Here is a 23782-nt window from a genome sequence, read left to right on the forward strand (position 1 = left end):
GAAGCGTGACCTGAAGTGACCAGCACGGCCCGCAAGGCGGCTTCGAACGGTTCCCGGTCCGCGGCGCGCAAGCAGACGAGGAGTTCCTCGACCGCGAACGGCCGTAACGGTACGCCGTCGCGCGGCAAGGCCAAGGCCGGCACCGACCACGCCGCGCTGGCCCCGCCGGCCCGCGGCCGGGTGATCTTCGTCGGCACCGGTCCCGGCGACCCCGACCTGCTGACCCTCGGCGCGGTCGCCGCGATCGCCGACGCCGATGCCGTCGTGCTCGATCACGACGACCTGCGCGCGATCCTCGACCACCCCTCCGTGACGGTCGCCGACGACATCGCCGTCACCGTTGTCGGCCGTCAGCCCTCGGGCAAGCTCCAGCCGCCGTCCGCGCGGGCCCGGACCGTGCTCAAGCTGGCCACCGGCGGCAAGCGGGTGATCCGGCTGGTCGCCGGGGACCCCTTCCTGGACGGCGGTATCGCCGACGAGGCGGCCGCGTGTGTCCGCGGGGGCATCGACTTCGAGGTGGTCCCGGGCGTGTCCAGCCTGACCGCCGTGCCGGAGTACGCCGGCATCGCCATGCAGCACGCCGGCGGCATCCACTTCGCCTCCGCCCCGGACAAGATCACCAAGACCCAGGCCGCGCAGTGGTCGACGACCGGCACGATGGTCGTCTCCACCGTCGCCGGGTTGGTCGCCGAACTGGCGGAATCGGCACTGGCCGCCGGGCGACCCGGCGAGGACGCCGTGCTGGTCACCTTCGACGGCGGCTCGACGAAGCAGAACTCGATCACCAGCGTGCTCTCCGAGCTCGCCGAGGACATCACGGCCGCGATCGCCGACGCCGGGACCGATCCCGAGGATCCGGTGCATGTGATGGTCGGGCCGGCGGTCAGCCTGCGCGAGGACCTGTCCTGGTACGAGACCAAGCCGCTGTTCGGCTGGCGGGTGCTGGTTCCGCGGACCAAGGACCAGGCCGGCCCGATGACCACCCGGCTGCGCACCTACGGCGCGCACAGCGAGGAGGTGCCGACGATCTCGGTCGAGCCGCCGCGCAGCCCGCTGCAGATGGACAAGGCGGTACGCGGGCTGGTCGAGGGCCGCTACGAGTGGATCGTGTTCACCTCCGCCAATGCCGTCCGGGCGGTTCGCGAGCGCTTCGAGTCCTACGGCCTGGATGCCCGCGCCTTCTCCGGCCTGAAGGTCGCCGTCGTCGGCAACACCACCGGTGCCGCGCTGCAGGCCTGGGGAATCGAGCCCGATCTGGTGCCGGCCGGCGAGCAGTCGGCCGCCGGGCTGGCCGCGGAGTTCCCGCCCTATGACGAGGTGCTCGACCCGATCAACCGCGTCTTCCTGCCGCGAGCCGACATCGCGACCGAGACGCTGACCGCCGGGCTGACCCGGCTCGGCTGGGCCGTGGAGGACATCACGGCGTACCGCACCGTCCGGGCCGCGCCGCCCGCGCCGGAGGTCCGCGAGGCGATCAAGACCGGCCGGTTCGATGCGGTCGTCTTCACCTCGTCCTCGACGGTACGCAATCTCGTCGGCATCGCCGGCAAGCCGCATCCGTCGACCGTGATCGCCGCGATCGGCCCGGCCACCGCGCAGACCTGTGAGGAGCACGGGCTGGCCGTCGACGTGATGGCGGGCAAGCCGTCGGCGATCGAACTGGCCGATGCCCTGGCCAATTTCGCGGCGGAGCGGCGCGACGCGCTGGTGGCCGACGGCGAGCCGGTGCTGCGGCCGTCGGAGGTCCGCAGCAGCCGCCAGCGCCGCCGTTGATCATGGACGAGTCGCTGATCATGGAAGGGGCGATCCGGCCGCGCCGGCTGCGGACCAGCCGGGCGCTGCGGGGGCTGGTCTCCGAGACCGCGGTGCGGCCCGAGCAGTTGATCCTGCCGGCCTTCGTCGCCGAGGGTGCGGCCGAACCGCGGCCGATCTCGTCCATGCCCGGCGTCGTCCAACACACGATGGCGAGCCTGCGGGCGCAGGCCCGGCGCTGCGTCGAGGCCGGCCTGGGCGGGATGATGATCTTCGGCGTACCCGAACACAAGGACGCCACCGGATCCGGTGCGCTGGCCCCCGACGGCGTGCTGAATGTCGCGTTGCGCGAGGTACGCGAGGAGGTCGGCGACGACCTGTTGGTGATGAGCGACGTCTGTCTGGACGAGTTCACCGACCACGGCCACTGTGGGGTGCTCGATGATCACGGCCGGGTCGACAACGACGCGACCGTCGAGCTCTATGCGCAGATGGCGGTCCGGCATGCCGATGCGGGCGCCCACGTGGTCGGCCCGAGCGGGATGATGGACGGCCAGGTCGGCGCCATCCGGGCGGCGCTGGATGCCGCCGGTCATCTCGACACGGTGATCCTCGCGTACTCGGCGAAGTACGCCAGCGCGTTCTACGGCCCCTTCCGCGAGGCCGTCGACTCCTCGCTGACCGGCGACCGGTTGGCCTACCAGCAGGATCCGGCGAATGCCCGGGAGGCGCTGCGCGAGGTCGACCTCGATCTCGAACAGGGTGCCGACATCGTCATGATCAAGCCGGCGCTGGCGTACCTGGATGTGATCCGCGCGGTCCGCGACCACGTCGACGTGCCCGTCGCGGCGTACAACATCTCCGGCGAGTACGCCATGATCGAGGCGGCCGCCGCGAACGGCTGGCTGGATCGCGAACGCGCGATCGACGAGACGCTGTTGTCGATCCGGCGGTCCGGCGCCTCGATCATCCTGACCTATTGGGCGCTGGAATATGCCCTGCGGAATCGCCCCTGAGCGGACCCCCGCGCGCCTAGTGTGTTCGTGTCGTTCCACGCAATCTGGAGGAATCGGTGAGTCAGCAGTTCGACCCCTACGGGCAACAGCCCGGCCAACAGGGCTACCAGCAGCAGCCGGCCTACCCGGCCCAGCCCGCCTACCCGCCGTCCGGCTACGGGATGTCGGCACCCTTCAAGCCGGAGGGCGATCCGGGCACCCGTGACCTGCCCTGGTACGGGATCGGTCCGGTGGACGCGGTCAAGCGCTACTACGGCAACTACGTGAACTTCAACGGGCGCGCCAGCCAGAGCGAGTTCTGGTGGGTGATGCTCTTCATCGGCGTCGTGATGACCGTCTTGTATGTCGTGGCGATGATCGGGTTGGCGGTGGGCGCCGCCAACAGCAGCAGCTCCGACGACATGCCGGTCGGGGCCGTGCTCGGCTTCGGGTTGCTCATCCTCTTCGCCCTGGCGAACGTGTTGCCCAGCATCGGGCTCACCATCCGGCGCCTGCACGACGCGAACCAGTCCGGCTGGCTGTACCTGCTGGCCCTGATTCCCTATGTCGGCGGCATCGCCCCGATCGTCTTCGGCCTGCTGCCGACCCATCCCGCCGGTACGCGGTTCGATCCGGTCGGCGCGACCCGGGCGATCTCGCAGTATGGCGGCGATCCCTACGCCCAGCAGGGGTACGCCCAGTCCGGCTACGACCAGCAGCCGGGTTACGGGCAGCAGCCCGACTACGGGCAGACCGGTTACGGGCAGCAGCAGGACTACGGGCAGTCGGGCTACGGCCAGTACGGCTCGGGTCAGTCGGGCTACGGGCAGTCGGGGCCGGCGGACTACAACCAGTCCGGTTACGGGCAGTACGGCTCGGGCCAGTCCGGCTACGGGAAGTCGGGGCAGGGCGAGCCCGGACAAGGCGATCCGGGCCGCGGTCCCGAGACCTGGCGCTGACGCCCGGCGCCGGTGACCCCGGCGCGCTCTACCGTTGTCCAGACGTCCCGACAATCAAGGAGAAACAAACCATGAGCCAGGCATACGGCGGCTACACCGGCGGCGACGTGCCCGCCACCACCGGCGATCCGGGCAACCTCGCTCTCCCGTGGTACGGCATCGGCTTCGGTGCCGCCATCAAGCGCTTCTTCGCCAAGTACGCCGTGTTCACCGGGCGCGCCAGCCGCGGAGAGTACTGGTGGGTGTTCCTCGCGATCCTCCTCCTCGGGATCCTCTTCAACATTCTGCTCACCGCGACCGGGGCGACCAACGCCGAGGCGATGTCGAACGGTGCGATGCCCGCGGCCGCGGTTGCCGTTTCCGGGATCTTCGGTCTGATCTACCTCGCCATCCTGATCCCGAATCTCTCCGTGACCGTGCGCCGGCTGCACGACACGGACAAGTCGGGCTGGTTCATCCTGATCGGCCTGATCCCCTTCGTCGGCGGCATCATCTTGCTGATCCTGCTGGCCATGGGCTCCAACCCGGCCGGGGCGCGCTTCGACCGCTGAGCCGCTGACCTGAGCGTTTCGCACACCGCGCCCGGCGCGGGCCCGCTAGCGTGGGCCCCGCCGGGCGCGGCGCGTCTCCGCCCGGCGCGGCCGCGACGGGGAGGCAACGATGGAGTTCAGCCAGCACGGGCATGCGGGGGAGCTCACGGCGTACCGTTGGCACAACGGCGACGAACCGACCTGGATCGCGGTCCTGGTGCACGGTTACGGCGAGCACCTGGGCCGCTACCAATGGGTCGCCGGGCGGCTGGCCGAACACGGCGCCGCCGTCTACGGGGTCGACCACCAGGGCCACGGCAAGTCCTCCGGGGATCGGGCCGTGATCGATGACTTCGACGCCGTCGTGGGCGATGTCCGCAGCCTGGTCCAGACCGCCCGCGCCGAGCACCCCGGGCTGCCGGTGGTGCTGATCGGCCACTCGATGGGAGGCATGATCGCGGCCCGCTACCTGCAGTTGCATCCCGACGACATCGCCGCCGCCGCGCTGACCGGGCCGGTGCTCGGCTCCTGGCCGGTGCTGGACCAACTGCGCGGGGTCGACGACATCCCCGACCTTCCGATCGATCCGGACACCCTGTCGCGCGACCCCGAGATCGGTCGGGCCTATGCCGAGGATCCGCTCGTCTACCACGGCCCGTTCAAGCGGCCGATGCTCGACGCGCTGCAGACCTCGCTGGACCGGATCAACGACGGCGGCCGCCTGCGCGTCCCCACCATCTGGCTGCACGGGGCCGACGACCAGCTCGTCCCGATCGAGGCCACCCGGGCCGGCTGGGAGCAGATCGCGCCGGACGACTCCGAGTCCCGGACCTATCCCGACGCTCGGCACGAGATCCTCAACGAGACCAATCGCGACGAGGTCCTCGCCGACCTGCTGGCCTTCACCGACGCGCATCGCTGAAGCCGATGCCCGGTGTCATTGCCGGGTTTGGCGTTTTCCACTACAGCGCGTAGAAATGGGGACCATGACCGCGCGCTCCGCAGCCCTCTTCGATGCTGCGCGCCGGGTCATCCCCGGCGGCGTGAACTCGCCGGTCCGGGCCTTCAACTCCGTGGGCGGTACGCCGCGCTTCATCACTTCGGCCAGCGGGGCGTACCTGACCGATGCCGACGGCAACGAGCTGGTCGACCTGATCTGCTCCTGGGGGCCGATGCTGCTCGGTCACGCCCACCCCGAGGTGGTCGCGGCGATCACCGAGGCCGCCGCCCGCGGCACCAGCTACGGTGCGCCGACGCCGGCCGAGATCGACCTGGTCGCCGAGATCGTCGACCGGACGCCGGTCGAGCAGGCCCGGCTGGTCAACTCCGGCACCGAGGCCACGATGAGCGTGCTGCGACTGGCCCGCGGGATCACCGGGCGGGACAAGATCGTCAAGTTCGCCGGCTGCTACCACGGGCATGCCGATTCGCTGCTGGCCGCCGCGGGGTCGGGCCTGGCCACCCTGGGCATCCCGGGTACGCCGGGCGTCACCGCGGGCACCACCGCCGACACCATCGTGCTGCCCTACAACGATCGCGCGGCCGTCACCGCCGCCTTCGCCGAGCACGGGCCCGAGATCGCGGCGCTGATCACCGAGGCGAGCCCGGGCAACATGGGCGTGGTCCCGCCCGCCGAGGGCTTCAACGCCTTCCTCGCCGAGACCGCCCGCGCGCACGGCGCCCTGTTCGTCTCCGACGAGGTGATGACGGGGTTTCGGGTCTCCCGCTCGGGGCAGTTCGGGCTGGACGGTGTCGAGCCCGACCTGATGACCTTCGGCAAGGTGATGGGCGGCGGCTTCCCGTGCGCCGCATTCGGCGGCCGGGCCGACCTGATGGGCCACCTGGCGCCGGTCGGTGAGGTCTACCAGGCCGGTACGCTGAGCGGCAATCCCGTGGCGGCCGCCGCCGGCCTGACCACGCTGCGGCTGGCCACCGACGAGGTCTATGCGGGCCTCGGGACCCGGGCCGACCAGCTCCGCGCGGCGGTCTCCGAGGCGCTGCGCGGCGCCGGCGTACCCCACCTCGTGCAGTCCGCCGGCAGCATGTTCAGCGTCTTCTTCACCGACGCCGACGAGGTCGTCGACTATGCCGGCGCCAGCGGTCAGGACACCGCCGCCTTCGCGGCGTTCTTCCACGCCATGCTCGACGCGGGGGTCCACCTCCCGCCGAGCGCCTTCGAGGCGTGGTTCCTGTCGGCCGCGCACGACGACGCGGCCATCGACAAGGTGATCACCGCCCTGCCGGAGGCCGCTCGCGCGGCCGCCCGGGCCGCCGAGGACCCCCAGCCGAAGCAAGGAAATGATCATGACTGATGCCGGCGATCGCGTCGTCGTCCACCTCGTCCGGCACGGCGAGGTGGACAATCCCGACGGCGTTCTCTACGGCCGGCTGCCGGACTACCACCTGTCCGGGCGGGGTCGGGAGATGGCCGAGCGGGTCGCCGAGCACACCGCCGACTGGCCGATCACCCATCTGCGCAGCTCGCCGCTGGAGCGGGCCCAGGAGACCATGGCGCCGATCGCCGCCCTGCGCCCCGACCTGCGGGTGGTCACCGACGACCGGGTGATCGAGGCGGCCAACCGACTCGAGGGTCGCGTGTTCTCCGCCGGCGCCAGCGCGCTGCGCGACCCGCGAGTGTGGTGGCACCTGCGCAACCCGCTGCGCCCGTCCTGGGGCGAGGCGTACCGCTCGATCGTCGCCCGGATGCGGACGGCGATCCGTGACGCGGCCGACGCCGCCGGGCCCGGCGGGCAGGCGTTGATCGTCTCCCACCAGTTGCCGATCTGGATGGCCCGCAGCGCGGCCGAGGGCCGCCGGCTGGTGCATGACCCGCGCCGCCGCGAGACCAGCCTGGCCTCGATCACGTCTTTCGTGCTGCGCGACGGCCGGATCGCCGCGGTCAGCTATGCCGAGCCGGCCGCCGATCTGTTGCCGGTGAAGCGTTCCCGGCGGAAGTTCGTCGCGGGAGCCTGATGAGCGCGATCGTTTCCCGCGCCGCCGCATTCGCCGTCGCCGCCGCCCTGCTGCTGGTCGGCTGTTCGTCGGGCTCCGGCACGACCGGCTTCGTCTCCGCCGAGCCCGGCCTGACCCGCGTGCCGCCGGGCCAGCGGGAGCCGGCGCCCGTGGTGAGCGGCACCACGCTCGACGGCAAGCCGATCTCCACCGCGGACTATCCCGGCAAGATCATCGTGATCAACGTCTGGGGCTCGTGGTGCGCGCCGTGCCGCAAGGAGGCGCCGGAGCTGGTCGAGGCAGCCGCAGCGACCAAGGACCGGGCGCAGTTCATCGGGATCAATACGCGCGACCCGGCCCCGCAGGCCGCCCTTGCCTTCCAGCGCGCGTTCGGGCTGAACTACCCGTCGATCTTCGACGGCGACGGCGTCGCGGTGGTCAGCTTCGCCGGAACCCTGCCGCCGAACGGCATCCCGAGCACCCTGGTGATCGACGCCGAGGGCAGGATCGCCGCCCGGGTGCTGGGTCCGACCACCAAGGCGACCCTGGTCGGACTGATCGACGACACCGCGGCGGGGCGCTGATCATGGAGCTCGGCGCCATCGCCCAGGAGCTCGCGCAGGGCAGCCTGCTGGTCGCCCTGCCGATCGCGCTGCTTGCCGGGGTGGTCTCCTTCTTCTCGCCGTGCGTGCTGCCGTTGTTGCCCGGCTATCTGTCCTATGCCTCCGGCATGTCGGCGAGCGAGGTGGTCCGCGGAGAGGCGCCGCGCGGTCGCATCCTGGTCGGTACCCTGCTCTTCGTCGCGGGCTTCGCCTTCGTCTTCGTCAGCGCCGGAGCCGCCTTCGGCGGGGTCGGGCTGGCGCTGCAGCGCTTCGCCGACCCGCTCACCCGCGTGCTCGGAGTGGTGATGATCATCGTCGGGCTGATCTTCGCCGGATTCGTCTCGTTCGGGCAGCGCGACCTGCGGCTGAGCCGGGTGCCCGCGATCGGGCTGGCCTCCGCGCCGTTGCTCGGGGTGCTCTTCGGGCTCGGCTGGACCCCGTGCATCGGGCCGACCCTGGCGGTGGTGCTGACGCTGGCCTATACGGAGGCCTCGGCGGTACGCGGGGCCGCTCTGTCGGCGATCTACGCGCTCGGGTTGGGCGTACCGTTCGTGATCGCCGGCCTCGCCTTCGCCAGGTTCAACCGCTCCGTCGCCTGGCTGCGCCGACACAGCGGGCTGATCCAGCGGATCGGCGGTGTGGCCATGATCGCGATCGGGGTGTTGATGGTGAGCGGCGTCTGGGGCTGGCTGCTCGGCCTGGTCCGGCAATGGGTCGGCGCGTTCGGGATGACGGTGATCTGATGGTCGTCGACGCACCGGAACGGGTCGGCAGCGCGCCGACCGGCCCGAAGTTCGGGCTGGTGGACTGGGTGCGCTGGATCTGGCGCCAACTGACCGCCATGCGGACCGCGCTGGCCCTGCTCTTCCTCGGCGCGCTCGCCGCGATCCCCGGTTCGTTCGTGCCGCAGCGCTCGATCCGCCCGTTCGAGGTGGACCAGTTCATCGCCGACAATCCGCAGCTCGGGGCGTTCTACGACGCGATCGGGATGTTCTCGGTCTACACCTCGCCGTGGTTCTCCGCGATCTATCTGCTGCTGCTGATCTCGCTGGTCGGCTGCATCGTGCCGCGGATCGGCACCTACGCCCGCGCGCTGCGCGCCGAGCCGCCGCGTGCCCCGCGCAATCTGAACCGCCTGCCCGGGCATCTGGCGGGCACCGTGACCGATGCCCCGCAGGCACTCGAGCGCGCGGAGGCGTACCTGCGGAAGAAGCGGTTCCGCGTGCTGCGGCGCGGTGACGAGCTGAGCGCCGAACGCGGCTATCTGCGCGAGGCCGGCAATCTGGTCTTCCACGTCGCGCTGGTGCTGATCCTGGTCACGGTCGCGATCAGCGTGCTGTGGGGTTTTCGCGGCACCTCGGCGACGCTGATCGGCCGCGGCTTCTCCAACAACCTGAGCTTCTACGACGATGTCAGCGCCGGCGCGCTGTTCCGCACCGACCAGTTGCCGCCGTTCACCGTGCGCGTCGACGGCTTCGACGTCAGGTACGGGCTGGACCCCGCGACCGCCGGCCGCCCACTGTCCTTCCGCGCGGACACCACGGTGATCGAGGGGCCGGGGGAACCGCCCCGGCAGGCCTCGATCGAGGTGAACAAGCCGCTGTCCATCGACGGCATCGATGTCCACCTGCTCGGCTACGGGTACGCCCCGATCGTCACCGTCACCGATGCCCGGGGCAATGTCGGCTACTCCGGCCCGGTGATCTTCCTGCCCCAGGACGGCAACTTCACCTCGGCCGGGGTGATCAAGGTCCCCGATGCCCGCCCGCAGCGGCTGGCCTTCCAGGGGTTCTTCCTGCCGACGGCGACGGTGGACGAGGCGGGCCCGCGCTCGGTCTTCCCGGACGCCTACTCACCCGAACTGTTCCTGAACGCGTGGTCCGGGCCCCCGGTCGTGGAGACCGGCATCCCGGAGAACGTCTACCAGCTCAACCCGACCGGCCTGGAACAGTTCCGCAGCGCCGACGGCGAACCGCTGCGGCTGCGGTTGAAGCCCGGCGAGTTCTACGACCTGCCGAACGGCGCGGGCCGGATCTCCTTCGACGGCTGGACGCGCTGGGTGCGGCTGCAGTATTCGCGTACCCCCGCCGCCGTGGGGATGCTCGGGGCGATCGGGCTGGCCGTGACGGGATTGTGCGTGTCGCTGTTCGTCCGGCCGCGGCGGATCTGGGTCCGCGCCCGGGCGGGCGGGGACGGGCCCGCCGAGGTCGAGGTCGCGGGCCTGGACCGCGTCGGTGGTCGGGCCGACATCGATGACGAACTGGCGGCCGTGCGGGCCGCACTGCAGGATGAGGGCGGGAAGGAAGAACGATGATCGCGGAGTATTCCTATCTGGCGACGATCACTGCCGCGGTGGTGTTCTTGTTCGCTGCCATGTTGCACGCCGTCGAGTGGGCGTCGGCGGGGGTACGCCGGCAGCGCCGCACCGCCGCCCTGCGGGAGCCGGCGCTGGTCGCGGCCGGAGGCGGGGCGGGCGAGACGGTCTCCGCGCCGGGTGCTGAGGCGGACAGCGGCGACGACCCGGGTCCGGAACCGGCCGGTGCGGAGGAGCGGACCAGCAAGTTCGGTCGGATGGGCCTCGCGCTCAGCCTGATAGCGACCGCGCTGGTGCTGGCCGGGGTGATCACCCGCGGGGTGGCGGCGCAGCGGCTGCCGCTGTCCAACATGTACGAGTTCTGCTCGATGGCGATGCTCGTGGTCGCGGTGTTCTACCTGGTGTTGAACCTGCGCTACAAGATGACCTTCCTCGGACTGCCGGTGACGCTGCTGCTCACCCTGGGGCTGGGCGCGACGGTGACCTGGTTCTACGTCGACATCGTCCCGCTGATTCCGGCGTTGCAGTCGGTCTGGTTCGAGTTCCACATCAGCGCGGCGGCGATCTGTGCCGCGGCATTCAACATCGCCGCGATCACCTCGATCCTCTACCTGCTCCGCCGGCGCGCGGACGCCAAGGGCGGGGCCAAGGGCTATCTGTCGCGGCTGCCATCGGCGGAGAAGCTGGACCGGATCTCTTATTGGTGCCTGGCCTTCGCCTTCCCGCTGTGGACGTTCACGATCACCGCCGGGGCGATCTGGGCGCAGTACGCCTGGGCCCGGTTCTGGGGCTGGGATCCGAAGGAGACCTGGGCGTTGGTGACCTGGGTGATCTATGCCTGCTATCTGCACGCTCGGCTGACCGCCGGTTGGCGCACGGTGGTGCCCGCCGTGATCGCGATCATCGGCGCGATCTCCTTCTGGTTCAACTTCGTCGGGATCAACCTGCTGGTGTCGGGACTCCACTCCTACGCCATGTGACGGTCGCCATCTGACCGCGCGGGCGTACCTCTATCCGCGGGCTGAGTCAGCAGGTGCGGGCTGAGTATCGTCCGCGGGTGCCGGTTGGGTTCGCGGATGCGCGGGCGTACATGCCGGTTCCCGGCCGGCCGGGCGTACCGCTATCCGTGGCAGGTGGGTGCGTCCGGGTTCAGTACCGGATCACCCGCTGGGAGACCGGCAGGACGAGCCGGCTCGGCAGCCGCTTGGCCAGGTTGGCCATGATCGAGTTGGCGGCGCCGTCGATCACGCTCGGGGCCCCGCGGTGCAGGGCGCGGAAGGTGCTCTGCACGACCTGTTCGGGGGTACGCCTGCGCGACATCAGCGAGTCGTCGCCGGCGGCGGCGAAGAAGCCGGTCTCGGTGGGCCCGGGGCAGACGGCGATCGCGCGTACCCCGGAGCCGCGCAGTTCGGACCACAGGGCCTCGGTGAGGCTGAGTACGTAGGCCTTGGTGGCGGCGTAGACGGCCATCGTCGGGATCGGCTGGTACGCCGCGGTGCTGGCGATGTTGATCACCGCCCCGGCGCGGCGGTCGATCATCGCCGGCAGCAGGGCACGGGTGAGCAGGGTCAGCGTGACGCAGTTCAGCGTGATCTCGTCGGCCATCCGGGCCGGGTCGACATCGGCGAACTCACCGACCGTGGCGAAGCCCGCGTTGTTCACCAGGGTGTGCACATGGCCGAGCTCGGCGGCCCGTGCGACCAGCTGCTCGCGTCCCTCCGCGGTGGCGAGGTCGACCGCGACGGGCTCGACGCGTACGCCGTGCGCGGTTGCCAGCTCCTCGGCCAGCTCGCCCAGCCGCTCGGCACTGCGGGCCGCGATGATCAGGTTGTTGCCGCGGCGGGCGAGATAGCGCGCATAGTGTTCGCCGAGGCCGCCACTGGCGCCGGTCACGAGAGCGAAGTCCATGAAGCGCAGCCTAGGGCAGCGGCACGCTCACTCCGCGGCATGGGCGGCGCGGAGCTGGTCGCGCAACCGGAGGGCAACCTGGCCAGGTTCTTGTTCACCGATCCGATCGCCCGCCCCCCCGACGACCGGCGGCTGCGCGAGCTCATCGCCGAGCGGCTGGTGGTGCTGCACCCGGGGCGGTCCGCGGTGGCGCGAGATCAGGTACGCATCCTGACCTCGCTCGCGGCATCGCGCACGCCTGTCGCGCGGACCGCCCCGTGACCGGGCTCAGTCGTTCGTGTTGCCGGAGGACTTGGCCGCCTCCTCTTCCTCCAGCGCCTTGCGTTCGATGTCCATCGCGGCCTCGTGGGCCTCGACGTCGCGCCGCGCCCGGGATGGTCGCCATCGGCCGTTCATCACGAAGATGAACGGGATGAACACGACCTGGCAGAGCACGGAGATCCACCACCAGCGCTGCCACTGGCCGGGGCTGTCCTTGGCCGCCTGGGTGACCTCGGCCGCATTCTCGCCGAAGTAGGTGAGCTCCTCGGTCGCCTCCTCCACGGTGGAGGCCAGCGGCTGCCCGGTCTTCGGGTCGGGCACGGTCATCAGGTCGTCGATCGCCGCGGCGGCGGCCTCCTTGTCGGCCGGGTTGGCGGCAAGCTCGGCCAGGGTCTCCGGGGCGATCACCGCAGCGATTTCCGCCACCCGGGTGCCCTTGTCCATCAGGGTCGTGGTCGCCGGCAGCGCAAAGCCGAACGCGATCAAGGTGATCGTGATGGTGGTCCGGATGATCCAGCCATAGACCGCCAGGCCGGTCGCGGTCGCGGCCGGGTTGTGCCGCTCCACGGTCTCGGTGAAGGACGCGATCCACCCGCAGAACGCGACGCCGGCGAAGAACGCGGTGACGATGAACAGGATCCGGAAGGTGTCGTAGGAGGTCGACAGGTCGGTCGACCGCATCGCGAAGATCGACAGCGTGACGATGCTGCCGATGGCGCCGACCAGCATGAACGGCTTGCGTACCAACAACTTGTCCGAGATCACGCCGGCCAACAAGATGCCGACCGCGTTCGCGATCCAATACCAGTTGGCGAGGCTGTTCGCCTGGGACTCCGAGTAGCCGAAGATCGAGGCGAAGTAGACGACCAGGAAGCCGACCGCGATGTAGTAGAAGACCAGGAACAGGCTGACGGCAATCGCCGCGCCGATGATGTCCAGCCGCAGCATCTGCCGCCAGGTGTTGCGGTGCAGCTTCGTCTCGTCCAGGTTGCGCGCCCGCGCCTCGAGCACGGCGCGGTCGCGGAGGCTGACCATCAACTGGTCGCGCAGGGCCGGCGACAGCTCGCGCAGGGTGAACGCCGCGATCACCGCGACGACCAGACCGATGATGCCGCACAGGTAGAACTGGGTCTGCCAGCTCGGCAGGACGCCCAGCGTGCTGCTGGTGATCATGGTCACCGCGAGACTGCCGAGCACCGGGCCCATCGTCCAGAACGCCATCGCGCTGGCCCGCCCGAGCTGCGGCGAGAAGTCGCGGATCAGCGCCGGAGTGGCCACCAGCATGACACCCTCGACGATGCTCAGCACCGCGAACCAGAAGGTGTAGACGACCGCGCTGCCCGCATGCGGCAACGCGAACAGGACGATCGCGGCGGTGATGAACAGCCCGACCACCACCAGGTTGGCGCGCCCCCAGCGGTCGGCGAGCCCGGCGCCGAGCGATCCGAACGCGCCGACGAAGTTGCCGATCACGGAGACATAGACGAACTGCATGAACGACATCCCGAAGGCCGTGATCACCTGCGTCGCGACCGCGCCCTGGATGTAGAGCTCGTAGTACAAGATGATCGTGGCGAGAACCGTCACGCCCAGATAGAGGTAGCGCCGGCCGTTCGACGGATAGTGCGGGAGTTGGCGCTTCCACAGCGCGGACAGCGGCGAGCTGGGCGTCGCCGCGTCGTGCGATGCCCGCTCGGCGGACGGTGCAGCGGTCATGTCTTGTCGGCTCCTTTGCCAAGCGGGCGGGCGCCCGCACACTGATACGACGGGTCACTGTGACATGCGCCACGAACACCGTCGACAGCTCGCGGATCACCAGATGAATCGCTCGACAGGAAACTTTCGGCGGCCCTGGGCGCAGATGCCGAAGCGTCGGCCGATCCGTCGGCCGGAGCGCCCAAATGTCCACGCAGGCGGCCCCGGATCGTTGAACAGTGGGGCCATGAGCGACAACACGACAGCGAACAATCGAGTACGCGCGACCGGCATCGTGGCGAACCTGCCGACGAGCGACCCGGCCCGATCACGAGCCTTCTATGCCGACTTCCTCGGCCTCGACGTCGACGCCTTCGACCTGGGCTGGGTGGTGAACCTGCAGACCCCCGACGGCCGCGCGTCGGTGCAACTGGTCAGCCGCGACGCCACAGCCACGGAGGACTCGGTGATCTCGGTCCACGTGGGGGACAAGATCGATCTGGCCTGGGAGGAGGCGGGCCGGCTCGGCCTGGAGATCGTCCACCCACTGACCACCGAGGAGTGGGGGGTACGCCGGTTCTTCGTCCGGGATCCGGACGGGAACGTGATCAACATCGTCAGCCACGTCGACGAGTGATCACCTCGCGGCGCGCTCAGGACCGGCCGCCGACCCAGCTCCAGGCATAGACCCCGTCGTCCGCGGCGGCGCCGCCCTCGCCCAGCTCCAGCGGGCGGAAGGTGTCGACCATCACGGCCAGCTCGTCGAACTCGGTGACGCCGATCGACTTCTCGTACGCCCCCGGCTGCGGCCCGTGCGGGTGGCCGCCGGGATGCACGGAGATCGAGCCCTTGCCGATCCCGGAGCCCTTGCGCGCCTCGTAGTCGCCGTCGACGTAGAACATGATCTCGTCGGAGTCGACGTTGGAGTGGTAGTAGGGCACCGGGATCGACAGCGGGTGGTAGTCGACCTTGCGCGGCACGAAGTTGCAGATCACGAAGTTCTGCCCCTCGAAGACCTGGTGCACCGGCGGCGGCTGGTGTACCCGCCCGGTGATCGGCTCGAAGTCGGCGACATTGAAGGCGTACGGATAGAGGCAGCCGTCCCAGCCGACGACGTCCAGCGGATGCTGCGGCAGGGTGTGGATCGACCCGACGATGCCGGACGGGCCGTTGCCGCGGTGCTTGACGTGGACCTCGGTCGGTTCGGCCGGGTCGGCGCCGATGTCCTCGGCGAGCAGCGGGCCGGCCGGTAGCCGAAGATCACGCTCGCAGTAGGGGGCGTGCTCGAGAAGCTGGCCGAACCGGCTGAGATAGCGCTTCGGCGGCGTGATGTGGGAGTTGGCCTCGATGGCGTACACCCGCAGGGGCTCGGCGTACCCGTCGGATTCCGGGGTACGCGGGAGCCAGCGATGGGTGGTTGCGCGCGGGATGATCAGGTAGTCGCCGGGGCCGAGCTCGAATGCGCCGAAGATCGTTTCCACCCGGGCGTGGCCGCGCTCGACGAAGAGGCACTCGTCGCCGATGGCGTTGCGGTACCAGGGGCTCGGCCGGTTCGCCACCACATAGGAGATCCGGACGTCGGCATTGCCGAGCACCAGCCGCCGGCCGGTGACGACGTCATGATCATCGGCAGGTCCGTCGTCGCCGACCTCGAACAGGTCGTGCAGGCGCAGGTGGCGCGGTTTGAGCGGGTGGTTCGGGGTGGTGGCGAGAGCGTCGCCGAGGTCCCATGCGGTGACCTCGGCCAGCGCCGAGGGGATCGCCCGGTGGTAGAGCAGCGAGGAGTCCGACGAGAACCCCTCCTCGCCCATCAGTTCTTCGTAGTAGAGGGCACCCTCGGGCGTGCGGTGCTGGGTGTGTCGCTTCGGCGGCACGGCTCCCTGGGTCAGGTAGTGGGCCACGGCGCCCTCCTCGGGTGATCGCCCGGTCCCGGCAGGTGTCCGGTAATCGGACGAAGCTGTAATGATTTCGCGGTCAGGATGCAGTAGCGTGAGCGCCATGTCAACGCCGGACGACGTCCTCTTCGCGAGGCTGCTGGACGATGCCGCGGTGTTCCCGCCCGGCAACCATCCCGGGCCCGAGGCGGTACGAGCGTGGCTGGCCCGGCAGGGCACGGCGGACGCGGCGCTGGTCGGGCCGTTGCTGCTCCCGCCGGCATTGGTCGCCGACGCCCTCGCCGCCCCCGAACCACTGGCGATCGGCGTGATCGGCCGGCCCGGCGCCGACCTGGATGAGGTGCTGGGCGCCGCCCGCGCGGCGGCCGGCTCGCCCGTGCACACCCTGGCGGGCATCGAGCTGGCAGCGGACTCGGAGTGGCGGCGTGGCCTCGACCTCGGCGTACCGCTTGCCGTCGAGATCGCCGCCGAGGACCTGCAGCACGTGCCGGCGCTGGCCGCGGCCGGCGCCAGGGCGAAGTTGCGACTCGGCGCCACCCCCGCGTACGCGGTTCCCCCGGCGAGCGAGGTTGCCCGGTTCCTGGTCGCGACCGTCGGCAGCGGCGCGACGGTGAAGTTCACCGGCGGGCTGCACCACCCGGCGTACCGCCTGCTGCCGGACGGCACCCACGAGTTCGGTTTCCTGAATCTGATCTTGGCGGTTGACGCCGCGCTGACCGGCGGCGATGTGGCCGAGGCGCTCGTCGGCGAGGACGCCCGCGCGCTGGCCGCGGAGGTGGCCGGCCTGGGCGCCGAGCGTGCCGGCGCGGTGCGCGCGCGATTCACCTCCTACGGCTGCTGCGAGGTGGCCGACCCGATCGGCGCGCTGCGTCGGCTCGACCTGATCCCCACCCCTGAGGAGCTTTCGTGAAGACCTGGCTCGACCTGCCCGCCGACGATCTCTTCGGCGTCGACAACCTGCCCTACGGGGTGTTCCGCGCGCCGGGGCAGGAGCCCCGGGTCGGGGTGCGGATCGGCGATCGGGTGCTCGATGCCTCCCGGGCGGCGGAGGGTACGCCGTTCGCGCAGGCCTGGGCGTACCCCAGCCTGAATGCCTTCCTGGCCGCCGATCCCGAGACCTGGCGGGCGGCGCGCGCGTGGTTGATCACCGCGTTCGCCGACGAGTCGCGGCGCGCGGAGATCGAGCCGCACCTGCTCGACCTGGCCGAGGTCGAGTTGATCTTGCCGATCGAGGTCGGCGACTACGTCGACTTCTACGCCAGCGAGGCCCATGCCACGAACGTCGGTTCGATCTTCCGGCCGGATGCCGACGCGCTGACGCCGAACTGGAAGCACCTGCCGATCGGCTACCACGGCCGGTCCGGCACCGTCGTGGTCAGCGGCACCGAGATCGCCCGGCCGGTCGGTCAGCGCAAGGCGCCGAGCGACCCGGCGCCGGTCTTCGGCCCGAGCGTCCGCCTCGACATCGAGGCCGAGCTGGGCTTCGTGGTGGGCGGGCGTACCGAGCTGGGCTCGCGGGTCGGCGTCGCCGCCGCCGAAGATCATCTGTTCGGGGTGGCACTGTTCAACGACTGGTCGGCGCGCGACATCCAGGCCTGGGAGTATGTGCCGCTCGGGCCATTTCTCGGCAAGTCGTTCGCCAGCTCGATCAGCCCGTGGGTGACGCCGCTGGAGGCGCTGCGGTACGCCCGGGTGCCGCTGCCGGCACAGGAGCCTGAACCCCTGGACTACCTGCGGGGCGAGGGGCTGTTCGGCCTCGACCTGCGGCTGGAGGTCAGGATCAACGACACGGTGGTCAGCCGGCCGCCGTACGCCGAGATGTACTGGTCGCCGGCGCAGATGCTCGCCCACCTGACCGTGAACGGCGCCTCGATCCGGCCCGGCGACCTGTTCGCCTCGGGCACGATCTCCGGCGGCCGGCCGGGCGAGCGCGGCAGCCTGCTCGAGTTGGCCTGGAACGGCACCGAGCCGATCGAGCTGGGTGGCGGCGAGACCCGCAGCTTCCTCGCCGACGGCGACACCGTCACCATCACCGGCTGGGCGCCCGGCCCCGACGGCGCGCGGATCGGCCTCGGCGAGGTCAGCGGGACGATCCTGCCGGCCCGCTGAGGCGGGCGGGAGGCTCGGAGGGTGCGGGCGCCGGGCGAGCGTACCTCCGGGTGAGCGCCGCGGCGGCGATCCCCTAGGTTGGGCCGGTGCCAATCGAACACATCGTCCTGATCGCGCTGGCCGGGCTGTGGGCCGGCGCGATCAACACCGTCGTCGGTTCGGGCACCCTGGTCACCTTCCCCGCGCTGGTGGCGCTCGGCTATCCGCCGGTGACCGCGACCACCTCCAACGCGATCGGGCTGATCAGCGGCTCGATGACCGGTGCCTGGGGCTATCGGCACGAGCTGACCGGGATGCGCTCCCGGATCATCCGCTTCGGCGTGGCGTCCTTCCTCGGCGCGATCTGCGGCGCCGCCCTGCTGTTGCTGCTGCCGCACACCTGGTTCGAGGCGATCGTGCCGTTCCTGATCGGCTTCTCGGTGCTGCTGGTGGCCCTGCAGCCGCTGATCTCGCGCTGGACCAAGAAGCGACAGGGTGAGGATGCGACGCCGCGGCGTACCTCTCCGATCGTGTATTTCCTGATCTTCCTGATCGGCATCTACGGCGGCTACTTCACCGCCGCCCAGGGGATCATGTTGGTCGGTGCGCTCGGCCTGTTCCTGAGCGAGCCACTGCAGCGGCTGAACGGGATCAAGAACGTGCTCTCGGCGATCGTCAATCTGGTCGCCGGCGTGATCTATGCCTTCGTCGCGCCGGTCGACTGGCGTGTCGTGGCGATCATCGCGGTGAGTTCGATCGTCGGCGGGTTGCTCGGCGCGAAGTTCGGACGCAAGCTTCCCCCGCTGGCGCTGCGGATCCTGATCGTGATCATCGGCATTGCCGCGATCGTCTATCTGGTGATCACCTGACGCGCAACACCAGCGGGGTACGCCTCACAGATTGCCGCGGCGCTCCTGCTCGCGCTCGATCGCCTCGAACAGCGCCTTGAAGTTGCCCTTGCCGAAGCCGAGCGAGCCGTGCCGCTCGATCAGCTCGAAGAACACGGTCGGCCGGTCGCCGAGCGGCTTGGTGAAGATCTGCAGCAGGTAGCCGTCCTCGTCGCGGTCGACCAGGATGCCGCGCGACTGCAGCTCCTCGATCGGCACGCGCACCTCGCCGATCCGGGCGCGCAGCTCGGGGTCTTCGTAGTAGGAGTCCGGGGTGTCGAGGAACTCGACCCCGTTCGCGCGCAGCGCGTCGACGGTGGCGAGGATGTCGTTGGTGGCGACGGCCAGATGCTGGGCGCCGGGGCCTCGATAGAACTCCAGGTACTCATCGATCTGCGACTTGTGCTTGGAGACGGCTGGCTCGTTGAGCGGGAACTTCACCCGGTGGTTGCCATTGGCGACGACCTTGCTCATCAGCGCGGAGTAGTCGGTGGCGATGTCGTCGCCGACGAACTCCGCCATGTTCACGAAGCCCATCACCTTGTTGTAGAAGCCGACCCACTCGTCCATCCTGCCGAGCTCGACATTGCCGACGATGTGATCAAGGGCCTGGAAGAGTCGCTTCGGCTCGCCTGGCCGGCGTACCCGGCTCGACTCGGCCGGCCGGTAGCCCGGCAGATACGGGCCGTCGTAGCGGCTCCGGTCGACCAGGGTGTGCCGGGTCTCGCCGTAGGTGGCGATCGCGGCGGTCCGCACGGTGCCGTGCTCGTCGGAGGCGTCGTGCGGCTCGACCAGCACCGTGGCTCCCGCGCGGCGGGCCTGCTCGATGCACTTGTCGACGTCGGGAACCTCGAGCGCGATGTCGATCACTCCGTCGCCGTGCCGGCGATGATGATCGGCGAGGACCGAGTCCGGATCGACGGCGCCGTTGATCACGAACCGGATCGAGCCGGACTTCAGGACGAAGGACTTGTGGTCACGCTGACCGGTCTCGGGCCCCGCATAGGCGACGAGGTCCATGCCCCAGACCAGTTGGTAGTAGTTCGCGGTCATGGTGGCATTGCCGACATCGAAGACGATCGCGTCCCAGCCGGTCACCGGGAAGCGGTCGGTCGCGGCGTCGTACTCGACCAGGCCGACGAGCTGCTTGAGCTGGTTCAGGTCGAGCTCGGCGTCGCGCTCGTCCGGGGTGAGGTTCAGCGTGTCAGTCATGGCACAAACTGTCGGGGTGTCCGTGTCACTGGGCAACCACTCGGACTCGATGTGATCACGGTGCGCAAAATGCTAGGCACAAAGGCGCTGCGTCTATACACTTTGCGGTCATGAAACGCGGCATCGACGAGCTGGACAGCCGGCTGATCACCCTCTTCTGCGAACGACCGCAGATTGGTGTGCTCGGCGCCTCGCGGACCCTCGGGGTGGCGCGGGCGACGGTGCAGTCGCGGCTGGACCGGCTGATGGAGCGCGGTGTGATCGCCAGCCTCGCGCCGACGATCTCGCCGGCCGCCCTGGGCTACCGGGTGATGGCATTCTGCACGCTCGCCATCTCTCAGCGCGACGGGCACGACCGGGTGACCCGGCATCTGGCCGGGATTCCGGAGGTGCTGGAGGTGCACACCATCACCGGTGACGGTGACGTCTTCGCCCGGGTGGTGGCCCGCGACAATGCCGACCTGCAACGCGTCATCGACCAAGTCGTCTCGGACGGTCTGGTGGTGCGGACCTCCACCGTGATCGCGCTCGCCGAGTTGTTGGGTACGCGGACGCTGCCGCTCGTCCATGCCGCCGTCGAACGTCCCTGACCCGGTCTCGTCACGCTGGTCGAGATCACTACGTTGGGCAAGCGAGGAAGGAGCCGGTCAGTTGGCCGTTGGGGGCGGGCTGGATTTTTTCGGGGGGTCAATCGGGGCGGACCAGTTCGGCGCGCGCGCCTCCGGTGATGTCTGCCGCGATGTCCATGCGGACGCTCCCTGCTCCGATGTCGATGCGCTCCTTGCCGCGTGCGCGGTGGACGCGGACCGGGAAGTCGGTACGGCGGGCAGCGGCGACCAGCGCGTTGAATGCATGGGCTGTCTGCATCCAACTGGGGGCGACGTGGACCACGGCCTTGCCGAAGGCGGCGTCGTTGATCGCGCCGGTTGCGGTGTAGCGGTTCATCTGGTCACCAGTCCTGTGAGGTAGGGGCGAGGGCGGGCGGTCCTGTATGGGCGCCGGCCGAGCTGTTGCACGAACGGTGCGCCGCGCCCTTGATGTTGGTGGGGTCCTCGGCGAGGTGGGGGTGCGTGGCGACCGGGAGGGTGTGTGCCACGGTGAAGGCTGCGCTGTCGTTGTGCGGGAGCTGGTAGTCGATGGGCTGGCCGCAATAGCAGCACGGCTCGCGGCGGGCGCGGATGGTGGCGGCGAGTTGTTTGACGCGGCGGGTCGATCGGCCGTAGTGAGGCTCGGCATCGCACCTCCCACGTACAGGCGGGGCGCCGGGCCCTCGCTATTGGAGCTAGCGAGGGTCCGGCCCACCCATCTTGGCAGGCACGGGTCTCGCCCGGGCGGGCTGCTCGACCTGGCGGGCGCCGAGTTCCCAGACGGAGAGGGCTGCCCGAACTCACCTTTGTGGTTGACACAATTGGTTTGTGTCGTGCATAATTGACTCATGGAGATGTAGCTCACCAAGGCCGCCCGCAAGCACAAGGTCGGCCGCGCCCACACCTCCCACGTGATCAACAACCTGCCGCCCGTCTCAACCGAGACCAACGACCGCGGCGAACAACTCCACGTCTGGGATCGGCGCCGACGACCGCAACGTCGAACTGGAGATCGCCGCCGTTGAAACCGACGACGTGAAGAACCCCGGCACGATGATCCCTGCTCGTGTTGCACGCCATGCCCACCGCACTCAGGAGGAAGCAATGATCACCAAGGGCCAGCCCTACCGCGACGCCGGCGACGTCGACCTCGACACCGAGGACTACACCTACGCCGGGCAGCCACTCACTGAAGCGCGAGCCGCCGAGGTTGGCGAAGCGGCCATCGACCGTGCACGTCGCGGCCGTCCGTCGCTGACCGGCGGGCGAGTCCATTCGCCGCAGGTCGCGTTCCGCGTGCCGCAGCCGATCAAGGACCGTCTGGCCCAAGCCGCTCGAGACGAGCATCGGACCGAAGCGGCCATCATGCGCGATGCCCTGGAGGCATACCTGAGTGCGCGTTAGGTGGTGTCTCGCCCGTCCGCCTGCTCTGGTCCCTCGGTGCCTGTGCGTTGTGGTGGGGATCGGTCGGGACGGCCGGCCGGGCGGAGATCAGAGGTCGCCGCGGCAGTAGACCGGGTTGGCGCCGCCGGGATCGGCGGTAAGGTCTCCCAGGTCCGCCGACCAGCGGTTGAGGGAGCCGAAGCTCTGCGTGGAGATCCGCCAGCCAAGTTCCGGGTCGGCGTAGACAAGGTCGAGGGAGTCTCCGGCGTAGAGGTAGATCCCGGGTTGGCCGTTGATCTGGCCCTGGATCGCGGACGCACTACCCGCGGCATTGACCAGCCACAGCCGAGACCCCCGATCCGGGGCGGATGGGGGGCGATCACCGTGAGGGTGAACGATCCGTCGGCGCGCCGGCGCCCTCTCGCGCCGCCGACACCTTGCGTCGCCGAGATCTCGTGCCGAAAGCGACCACTGGTCGGGGTTTCGGCGGGTTTGCGGCTAAGGTGGCGGCCAGAACTCGGGCGAGTGGTCGGTATTGGCGGCTGGCGTGGGCTCGGCCCGGTGGGCCTGCGTTGGTCGGGCCTGCGTTGGTGGGGCAGGCGAGGAAGCGGTGCCGGCGCCCCTCGCGCCTCCTAGACCTCGTGCCTCCTAGACCTTGCGTCGCCGGCCTTGCGTCGTCGAGATCTCGTGCCGAAAGCGACCACTGGTCGGGGTTTCGGCGGGTTTGAGGGTGCGGTGGCGGCCAGAACTGGGGCGAGTGGTCGGTATCGGCGATAGGAGTGGACTCGACGGGCTCGATCGGCCGGGGGATCTCGACGGGCTCGACCGGCCGGGGGTCTCGACGGGCTGGACAGGCGGTGACTCGACGGGCTCAAACCGGCGGATCGGCTCAGCCCGCGGCGCGGCGGAGGTCGTCGGCGGCGCGGAGGACGCGCGCGGCGTACTCCGGGCGATCCAGCTCGGTGAGCGCCACCACGCCGACGGACGCCTCGATCCCCGGCAGGCCGAGGACGGGGGCGGCGAGTCCGTGCGCGCCCGGCTGCAGCTCCCCGCTGGTCCGCACGGGTTCCGGCTGCGGCTCGGACCACCCGGCCTCCCGGCCCGCGATGATCGCGCGGCCGGCGGCGCCGGCGTCCAGCGGATGCCGCGTCCCCACCCGGTAGCCCACATGCAGATCGGCGACCCGGGGCTCGACGACCGCGAGGGCGTAGGCGGCATCGTGCTCGGCGACGGTCAGATGCGCGGTCACGCCCAGGTCGTCGGCCAGTGCGCGCAGCACCGGCATGGCAGTCGCGCGCAGCACCGGCAGCACGGCGCCCGCGATCCGGCCGGCGCCCAGGCCGAGGCGGATCCTGCCGTCCTCGCCCCGGGCCGCGAGCTCGTGCGCGCCCAACGAGGCCACCAGCCGGTAGATCACCGGCCGCCCGACCCCCAGCTCGGCCGCCAGTTCGGTGACGGTCCACCCGCCGGTGCGGTCGGCGCGGGCCAGCAGCTCAAGCACCGCGAGCCCGCGGTCGAGGGTCTGTGAGGTCTCGCCGCCAACCGAGCGCGCCGTCATGGCCCGACCCTATCCGGGACCCACGCCGCACCCGGGATCGTGACGACGGCACCAGATCCTGGGTGCCCGGCACGCGCAACAGCGCGCGGCGAGCCGGGCGACCCCTCCGCGCCACACGCCCGGTACGCGTCGCCTCCGGTCCGCCGCCAACCCCACCAGGCGCGGGCGCGCCGCGCGGCGACCGTGCGCGGCAGGCGTTGATCG

24 protein-coding genes are annotated in these 23782 nt (G+C 70.4%); 18 read left to right on the forward strand and 6 right to left on the reverse strand.

Annotation, left to right across the window (positions count from 1 at the left end):
• Positions 1–156 precede the first annotated feature (156 nt).
• The 11 genes from GGQ54_RS10355 to ccsB all read left to right on the forward strand — a co-directional run bounded on the left by GGQ54_RS10355 (position 157) and on the right by ccsB (position 11084).
• Entirely contained in the window at positions 157–1773 is a 1617-nt protein-coding gene (locus GGQ54_RS10355; RefSeq protein WP_218844125.1) for a bifunctional uroporphyrinogen-III C-methyltransferase/uroporphyrinogen-III synthase, read from the forward strand.
• 2 nt (positions 1774–1775) lie between these two features.
• Positions 1776–2768, forward strand: coding sequence for a porphobilinogen synthase (gene hemB / locus GGQ54_RS10360; RefSeq protein WP_218843817.1), 993 nt, complete (start codon positions 1776–1778; stop codon positions 2766–2768).
• A gap of 56 nt (positions 2769–2824) precedes the next feature.
• Positions 2825–3706 carry a DUF805 domain-containing protein gene (locus tag GGQ54_RS10365; RefSeq protein WP_179445311.1) on the forward strand — a complete coding sequence of 294 codons (882 nt, stop codon included), beginning with the start codon at positions 2825–2827 and terminating at the stop codon, positions 3704–3706.
• A 71-nt stretch (positions 3707–3777) separates the two neighbouring features.
• Positions 3778–4257, forward strand: a complete 480-nt coding sequence (locus GGQ54_RS10370; protein ID WP_179445312.1) for a DUF805 domain-containing protein — start codon at positions 3778–3780, stop codon at positions 4255–4257.
• Between the two features lie 109 nt (positions 4258–4366).
• Positions 4367–5158 carry an alpha/beta hydrolase gene (locus GGQ54_RS10375; RefSeq protein ID WP_179445313.1) on the forward strand — a complete coding sequence of 264 codons (792 nt, stop codon included), beginning with the start codon at positions 4367–4369 and terminating at the stop codon, positions 5156–5158.
• Positions 5159–5222: 64 nt separating this feature from the next.
• Positions 5223–6548, forward strand: coding sequence for a glutamate-1-semialdehyde 2,1-aminomutase (gene hemL / locus GGQ54_RS10380; RefSeq protein WP_425487400.1), 1326 nt, complete (start codon positions 5223–5225; stop codon positions 6546–6548).
• Positions 6541–7209 (forward strand): histidine phosphatase family protein, encoded by a 669-nt coding sequence (locus GGQ54_RS10385; RefSeq protein WP_179445315.1) that lies wholly within the window; start codon positions 6541–6543, stop codon positions 7207–7209. Before hemL ends, GGQ54_RS10385 begins: the two co-directional genes overlap by 8 nt.
• A gap of 8 nt (positions 7210–7217) precedes the next feature.
• Positions 7218–7772, forward strand: a complete 555-nt coding sequence (locus GGQ54_RS10390; RefSeq protein ID WP_425487418.1) for a TlpA family protein disulfide reductase — start codon at positions 7218–7220, stop codon at positions 7770–7772.
• A gap of 2 nt (positions 7773–7774) precedes the next feature.
• Positions 7775–8533 carry a cytochrome c biogenesis CcdA family protein gene (locus GGQ54_RS10395; RefSeq protein WP_179445317.1) on the forward strand — a complete coding sequence of 253 codons (759 nt, stop codon included), beginning with the start codon at positions 7775–7777 and terminating at the stop codon, positions 8531–8533.
• Positions 8533–10104 (forward strand): cytochrome c biogenesis protein ResB, encoded by a 1572-nt coding sequence (gene resB, locus GGQ54_RS10400; RefSeq protein WP_179445318.1) that lies wholly within the window; start codon positions 8533–8535, stop codon positions 10102–10104. The genes GGQ54_RS10395 and resB overlap by 1 nt, the downstream gene beginning before the upstream one ends.
• Positions 10101–11084, forward strand: coding sequence for a c-type cytochrome biogenesis protein CcsB (gene ccsB / locus GGQ54_RS10405; protein ID WP_179445319.1), 984 nt, complete (start codon positions 10101–10103; stop codon positions 11082–11084). The genes resB and ccsB overlap by 4 nt, the downstream gene beginning before the upstream one ends.
• A gap of 169 nt (positions 11085–11253) precedes the next feature.
• Here the strand turns inward: ccsB and GGQ54_RS10410 are convergent, their stop codons facing one another.
• The gene (locus tag GGQ54_RS10410; RefSeq protein WP_179445320.1) at positions 11254–12012 is read right to left on the reverse strand and encodes an SDR family NAD(P)-dependent oxidoreductase; all 759 of its coding nucleotides are present in this window, start codon (positions 12010–12012) and stop codon (positions 11254–11256) included.
• 39 nt (positions 12013–12051) lie between these two features.
• Between GGQ54_RS10410 and GGQ54_RS10415 the strand changes: the two genes are divergently transcribed.
• Entirely contained in the window at positions 12052–12273 is a 222-nt protein-coding gene (locus tag GGQ54_RS10415; protein ID WP_179445321.1) for a hypothetical protein, read from the forward strand.
• A 6-nt stretch (positions 12274–12279) separates the two neighbouring features.
• Here GGQ54_RS10415 and GGQ54_RS10420 read toward each other — a convergent pair whose 3' ends face one another.
• Positions 12280–13989, reverse strand: coding sequence for an MFS transporter (locus GGQ54_RS10420; RefSeq protein ID WP_179445322.1), 1710 nt, complete (start codon positions 13987–13989; stop codon positions 12280–12282).
• A 226-nt stretch (positions 13990–14215) separates the two neighbouring features.
• Here GGQ54_RS10420 and GGQ54_RS10425 point away from each other — a divergent pair, with 226 nt between their 5' ends.
• Positions 14216–14605 carry a VOC family protein gene (locus tag GGQ54_RS10425; protein WP_179445323.1) on the forward strand — a complete coding sequence of 130 codons (390 nt, stop codon included), beginning with the start codon at positions 14216–14218 and terminating at the stop codon, positions 14603–14605.
• A 16-nt stretch (positions 14606–14621) separates the two neighbouring features.
• Here GGQ54_RS10425 and GGQ54_RS10430 read toward each other — a convergent pair whose 3' ends face one another.
• A complete protein-coding gene (locus GGQ54_RS10430; RefSeq protein WP_179445324.1) occupies positions 14622–15869 on the reverse strand; it encodes a homogentisate 1,2-dioxygenase domain-containing protein in 1248 nt (415 codons plus the stop codon).
• An 88-nt stretch (positions 15870–15957) separates the two neighbouring features.
• Between GGQ54_RS10430 and GGQ54_RS10435 the strand changes: the two genes are divergently transcribed.
• From GGQ54_RS10435 to GGQ54_RS10445, 3 genes are all read left to right on the forward strand, one after another.
• The gene (locus GGQ54_RS10435) at positions 15958–16773 is read left to right on the forward strand and encodes a hypothetical protein (RefSeq protein WP_179445325.1); all 816 of its coding nucleotides are present in this window, start codon (positions 15958–15960) and stop codon (positions 16771–16773) included.
• Positions 16770–17972, forward strand: coding sequence for a fumarylacetoacetase (gene fahA, locus GGQ54_RS10440; RefSeq protein ID WP_179445326.1), 1203 nt, complete (start codon positions 16770–16772; stop codon positions 17970–17972). The genes GGQ54_RS10435 and fahA overlap by 4 nt, the downstream gene beginning before the upstream one ends.
• 86 nt (positions 17973–18058) lie before the next feature.
• Entirely contained in the window at positions 18059–18820 is a 762-nt protein-coding gene (locus GGQ54_RS10445; protein ID WP_179445327.1) for a TSUP family transporter, read from the forward strand.
• A 24-nt stretch (positions 18821–18844) separates the two neighbouring features.
• Here GGQ54_RS10445 and hppD read toward each other — a convergent pair whose 3' ends face one another.
• A complete protein-coding gene (hppD, locus tag GGQ54_RS10450; protein ID WP_179445328.1) occupies positions 18845–20050 on the reverse strand; it encodes a 4-hydroxyphenylpyruvate dioxygenase in 1206 nt (401 codons plus the stop codon).
• 110 nt (positions 20051–20160) lie between these two features.
• Between hppD and GGQ54_RS10455 the strand changes: the two genes are divergently transcribed.
• Positions 20161–20640, forward strand: a complete 480-nt coding sequence (locus GGQ54_RS10455) for an Lrp/AsnC family transcriptional regulator (protein WP_179445329.1) — start codon at positions 20161–20163, stop codon at positions 20638–20640.
• A 97-nt stretch (positions 20641–20737) separates the two neighbouring features.
• Here the strand turns inward: GGQ54_RS10455 and GGQ54_RS10460 are convergent, their stop codons facing one another.
• Positions 20738–20995 (reverse strand): hypothetical protein, encoded by a 258-nt coding sequence (locus GGQ54_RS10460; protein WP_179445330.1) that lies wholly within the window; start codon positions 20993–20995, stop codon positions 20738–20740.
• A 746-nt stretch (positions 20996–21741) separates the two neighbouring features.
• Here GGQ54_RS10460 and GGQ54_RS10465 point away from each other — a divergent pair.
• On the forward strand, positions 21742–22041 hold the full coding sequence (locus GGQ54_RS10465) for a ribbon-helix-helix domain-containing protein (protein WP_179445331.1): 300 nt from the start codon (positions 21742–21744) through the stop codon (positions 22039–22041).
• Between the two features lie 868 nt (positions 22042–22909).
• On the opposite strand, the gene GGQ54_RS10470 is transcribed toward GGQ54_RS10465, so the two are convergent.
• Positions 22910–23578 (reverse strand): helix-turn-helix domain-containing protein, encoded by a 669-nt coding sequence (locus tag GGQ54_RS10470; protein ID WP_179445332.1) that lies wholly within the window; start codon positions 23576–23578, stop codon positions 22910–22912.
• Positions 23579–23782: the final 204 nt, after the last annotated feature.

Origin of the sequence: Naumannella cuiyingiana (assembly GCF_013408305.1) — a bacterium.
Taxonomy (GTDB): domain Bacteria; phylum Actinomycetota; class Actinomycetes; order Propionibacteriales; family Propionibacteriaceae; genus Naumannella; species Naumannella cuiyingiana.

Bases quoted from the DNA above. Each gene is read 5' to 3' on its own strand.
- hemB (WP_218843817.1), top strand. From the start codon at position 1,776: ATGGACGAGTCGCTGATCATGGAAGGGGCGATCCGGCCGCGCCGGCTG.
- GGQ54_RS10370 (WP_179445312.1), top strand. From the start codon at position 3,778: ATGAGCCAGGCATACGGCGGCTACACCGGCGGCGACGTGCCCGCCACC.
- GGQ54_RS10375 (WP_179445313.1), top strand. From the start codon at position 4,367: ATGGAGTTCAGCCAGCACGGGCATGCGGGGGAGCTCACGGCGTACCGT.
- hemL (WP_425487400.1), top strand. From the start codon at position 5,223: ATGACCGCGCGCTCCGCAGCCCTCTTCGATGCTGCGCGCCGGGTCATC.
- GGQ54_RS10385 (WP_179445315.1), top strand. From the start codon at position 6,541: ATGACTGATGCCGGCGATCGCGTCGTCGTCCACCTCGTCCGGCACGGC.
- GGQ54_RS10395 (WP_179445317.1), top strand. From the start codon at position 7,775: ATGGAGCTCGGCGCCATCGCCCAGGAGCTCGCGCAGGGCAGCCTGCTG.
- resB (WP_179445318.1), top strand. From the start codon at position 8,533: ATGGTCGTCGACGCACCGGAACGGGTCGGCAGCGCGCCGACCGGCCCG.
- ccsB (WP_179445319.1), top strand. From the start codon at position 10,101: ATGATCGCGGAGTATTCCTATCTGGCGACGATCACTGCCGCGGTGGTG.
- GGQ54_RS10410 (WP_179445320.1), bottom strand. From the start codon at position 12,012: ATGGACTTCGCTCTCGTGACCGGCGCCAGTGGCGGCCTCGGCGAACAC.
- GGQ54_RS10415 (WP_179445321.1), top strand. From the start codon at position 12,052: ATGGGCGGCGCGGAGCTGGTCGCGCAACCGGAGGGCAACCTGGCCAGG.
- GGQ54_RS10420 (WP_179445322.1), bottom strand. From the start codon at position 13,989: ATGACCGCTGCACCGTCCGCCGAGCGGGCATCGCACGACGCGGCGACG.
- GGQ54_RS10425 (WP_179445323.1), top strand. From the start codon at position 14,216: ATGAGCGACAACACGACAGCGAACAATCGAGTACGCGCGACCGGCATC.
- hppD (WP_179445328.1), bottom strand. From the start codon at position 20,050: ATGACTGACACGCTGAACCTCACCCCGGACGAGCGCGACGCCGAGCTC.
- GGQ54_RS10455 (WP_179445329.1), top strand. From the start codon at position 20,161: ATGAAACGCGGCATCGACGAGCTGGACAGCCGGCTGATCACCCTCTTC.
- GGQ54_RS10460 (WP_179445330.1), bottom strand. From the start codon at position 20,995: ATGAACCGCTACACCGCAACCGGCGCGATCAACGACGCCGCCTTCGGC.
- GGQ54_RS10465 (WP_179445331.1), top strand. From the start codon at position 21,742: ATGATCACCAAGGGCCAGCCCTACCGCGACGCCGGCGACGTCGACCTC.
- GGQ54_RS10470 (WP_179445332.1), bottom strand. From the start codon at position 23,578: ATGACGGCGCGCTCGGTTGGCGGCGAGACCTCACAGACCCTCGACCGC.